The sequence below is a fragment of the Rhizobacter sp. P3_B12 genome, from assembly GCF_056402895.1.
Genome location: NZ_JBFUGN010000614.1, coordinates 1 through 3,740, shown reverse-complemented (window position 1 = coordinate 3,740; position 3,740 = coordinate 1). Strand labels below are relative to the sequence as shown.

Sequence of the window (3,740 nt, the reverse complement as noted above, 5' to 3'; positions counted from 1 at the left end):
ATGGATGGGTGCGCTGTGCGTTAGGAAGGCTGAGTCAATGATAGAGCAAAAGAATTCCGGCCCAGGCTGTGGAAAAGGGGCCCAAATGGGCCCCGTTCTACGGCTTTCCGCGGCTTTCTGCGGTTTCACCCCGGTTTTACCCGAGGCCCGGCGCCGGATCTGTCAGCTCAGGCGGCCGCGGCCGGGGTGCGCTGCGTCAGCACCTGGTCGATCAGGCCATATTCCTTGGCCTCGATCGGATCCAGGAAGAAATCACGCTCCATGTCGGCACGGATCTTCTCGATCGACTGGCCGGTGCGTTCCGCGTAGATGCGGTTCAGCTGCTCGCGGGTCTTGAGGATCTCGCGGGCGTGGATCTCGATGTCGGTGGCCTGGCCCTGCGCGCCGCCCGACGGCTGGTGGATCATCACGCGCGAATTCGGCAGGGCGAAGCGCTTGCCCTTGGCGCCGGCCATCAGCAGGAACGAACCCATGCTGGCAGCGATGCCCATGCACAGCGTCGACACGTCGGGCTTGATGAACTGCATCGTGTCGAAGATCGACATGCCCGCACTCACCGAACCACCCGGCGAGTTGATGTACAGCGAGATGTCCTTGTCGGGGTTTTCGCTTTCGAGGAACAGCAACTGCGCCACGACCAGGTTGGCCGACTGGTCATTGACCGGCCCCACCAGGAAGATGACCCGCTCGCGCAGCAGGCGGCTGTAGATGTCATAGGCCCGTTCACCGCGGCCCGACTGCTCGATGACGATGGGCACCATGCCCAGACTTTGTGTTTCCAGCGCACTCATGATCGTCCTTGCGTCCTTGAGGAGGTTCGTGATAGTCCCACGGAGATTGGGTTTGATTATGTCGTGACAAGGCCGCATTCAAGGAAACTGCGTCCAGCGTCACAGACAAACCCCGAAGAACAAAGGGCGCCCAGGCTTTTCAGCCCGGCGCCCTTTGGATGGAATCAGCGGAAGATCAGCCGGCCATCAGTTCGTCGAACGGCAGCACCTTGTCGGTGACCTTCGCCTTGCCCAGCACGAAGTCGGTCACGTTGTTCTCGATGACCACGCCTTCGACCTCGGCCATGCGCTCGCGGCTGCCCAGGTACCAGCGCACCACTTCGGCCGGCTTCTCGTAGCTCTGCGCCATCTCTTCGATGTGCGCCTGCAACTGCTCGGGCTTGGCCTGCAGGTTGTTCGCGCGCACCAGCTCGGCGACGACCAGGCCCAGGCGCACGCGGCGCTCGGCTTGCGGCTGGAAGATCTCGGCGGGGATCGGCGCCGTGTCGGCGTCCTTGATGCCGCGCTTCTTCAGGTCGGCGCGGGCACCTTCGGTCATGCGCTCGACTTCGCCGTTGACCAGCGAGGTCGGCAGGTCGAGCTCGGCGCTCTTGACCAGCGCGTCCATCACCGACGACTTGTTGCGGGCCAGCACGCGGAACTTGACCTCGCGCTCGAGGTTGCGCTTGATGTCGGCGCGCAGTGCGTCGACCGTGCCTTCCTTGATGCCCAGCGACTTGGCCAGCGCGTCGTCGACCACGGGCAGGTTCTGCGCCTCGACCTTGTTCAGCGTGACCAGGAAGTCGGCTTCCTTGCCGGCGACGTCCTTGCCCTGGTAGTCCTCGGGGAACTGCAGCGGGAAGGTCTTGGATTCGCCGGTCTTCATGCCGCGCACGGCCTTCTCGAAGGCCTCGAGCATCTGGCCTTCACCGATCAGGAACTGGAAGCCCTCGGCCTTTCCGCCGTCGAACGGCACGCCGTCGATCTTGCCTTCGAAGTCGATCGTCACGCGGTCGCCTTCGGCGGCGGCCTCGCCCTGCGGGCGCTGCGCGAAGGTGCGGCGCTGCTTGCGCAGGATGTCCAGCGTCTTGTCGATCGCGGCTTCGGTCACTTCGGTGCTGACGCGCTCGACCTCGGCGGCCGACAGGTCGCCGAGCTTGACCTCGGGGTACACCTCGAAGACGGCGTCGAAGGCCATCTGGCCTTCGGGCGCGGTTTCCTTCTCGCTGATGCGCGGGGCACCGGCGACGCGCAGCTTGGCTTCGCTGGTGGCCTGGGCGAAGGCCTGACCGACCTTGTCGTTCATCACCTCGTACTGCACCGAGTAGCCGTAGCGCTGGGAGACCACGCTCATCGGCACCTTGCCCGGGCGGAACCCGTCGGCCTTGACCGTGCGGGACAGGCGCTTCAGGCGCGTTTCGACCTCGTTGTTGATCGTGTCGGCCGCCAGCGTGAGCGTGATGCGGCGTTCGAGCTTCTCGAGGGTTTCTACAGTGACAGCCATGATTGTCTGGACTCTCTGGTTTCGTTAGCTGGTGCGCGGGGGGGGACTCGAACCCCCACACCATCGCTGGCGTCAGGACCTAAACCTGGTGCGTCTACCAATTTCGCCACCCGCGCACATTTTGGGCAATGCCGTTCTGGCAATACAAAAAAGAGCAAGGGAAGCCGAAGCTTCCCTTTTAGGCGATTCGGTAAACCGCGTAGTTTAGCTGCTCGCGGCGGCTCTTTCCTCTTCGGCCGGTTTGACGCGGAACCAGGCCGCATACATCGCCGGCAAAGCCAGCAGCGTCAGGCCCGTCGCGACGATCAGCCCGCCCATGATCGCAACCGCCATCGGCCCCCAGAACACGCTGCGCGACAGCGGGATCATCGCGAGCACCGCCGCCGCCGCGGTCAGCACGATCGGACGGAAGCGCCGCACCGCCGATTCGACGATCGCCTCCCAGGCCGGCACGCCGCGCGAGCGGTCCTGCTCGATCTGGTCGATCAGGATCACCGAGTTGCGCATGATCATGCCCATCAGCGCGATCACGCCGAGCAGCGCGACGAAGCCGAACGGCCGGTTCAGCAGCAGCAGCGCGCCCGCCACGCCGGCGATGCCGAGCGGCCCGGTGAGGAACACCAGGATCGAACGCGAGAAGCTGTGCAGCTGCAGCATCAGCAGCGTGAACATGATGAACAGCGCGAGCGGCAGGCCTGCGGCGATCGAGCCCTGCCCCTTGCTGCTCTCCTCCACCGCACCGGCGATCTCGATGCGGTAGCCGTCCGGCATGGTCTTCTGCAGCTTGTCGAGATCCGGCCACACCTGCAGCGTGACCGTCGGGCCCTGCAGGCCTTCGACCACGTCGCCCTGCACCGTCACCGCATAGTCGCGCCCCTCGCGCCACAGCACACCCGGCTCCCAGGTGAAGCCGACCTTGGCGATCTGCGTCAGCGGGATCGAGCGCCCGCTGGCCGTCGGCAGGTAGGCATTGCCGATGTCGGTGATGGCATTGCGCTCGTCCAGCGGCTGGCGCACGACGATGTCGACCAGCCGGTCGGCCTCGCGGTACTGCCCGACGGTGTTGCCCGACAGGATGGTGCGCGACGCGGTGGCGATGGCCTGGCTGGTGACGCCGAGTGCGCGCGCCTTGTCCTGGTCGACCTCCAGGCGCAGCACCTTGACCGACTCGTTCCAGTTGTCGTTCACGCCGCGCATGTTCGGGTTGGCACGCAGGATGTCCTTGGCCTTGTCGGCCCAGGCACGGGCCTGCGCCGCATCCGGTCCCATCACGCGGAACTGCACCGGATACGGCACCGGCGGCCCGTTCGGCAGCAGCTTGACGCGGCCGCGCGCATCGGGGAATTCCTCGGCCAGCATCTTCGGCAGCTTCAGGCGCAGCGACTCGCGCGTCGGCAGGTCCTTCGGGATCAGGATCACCTGGCTCACGTTGGTCTGCGGGAAGATCTGGTCGAGCGGCAGGTAGA

The 3,740-nt window shown here is 65.4% G+C and carries 3 protein-coding genes and 1 tRNA gene; all 4 read right to left on the bottom strand.

What is annotated here, in order from left to right; translation table 11 throughout:
* Positions 1-167: 167 nt before the first annotated feature.
* A complete protein-coding gene (gene clpP / locus AC1D01_RS24765) occupies positions 168-791 on the bottom strand; it encodes an ATP-dependent Clp endopeptidase proteolytic subunit ClpP (protein WP_477871080.1) in 624 nt (207 codons plus the stop codon).
* A 175-nt stretch (positions 792-966) separates the two neighbouring features.
* On the bottom strand, positions 967-2,274 hold the full coding sequence (gene tig, locus AC1D01_RS24760) for a trigger factor (protein ID WP_477871078.1): 1,308 nt from the start codon (positions 2,272-2,274) through the stop codon (positions 967-969).
* A 29-nt stretch (positions 2,275-2,303) separates the two neighbouring features.
* A tRNA-Leu gene (locus AC1D01_RS24755) sits at positions 2,304-2,390 on the bottom strand.
* A gap of 88 nt (positions 2,391-2,478) precedes the next feature.
* Positions 2,479-3,740, bottom strand: a 1,262-nt coding sequence (locus tag AC1D01_RS24750; RefSeq protein ID WP_477871076.1) for an efflux RND transporter permease subunit, incomplete at its 5' end; no start/stop codon positions are given.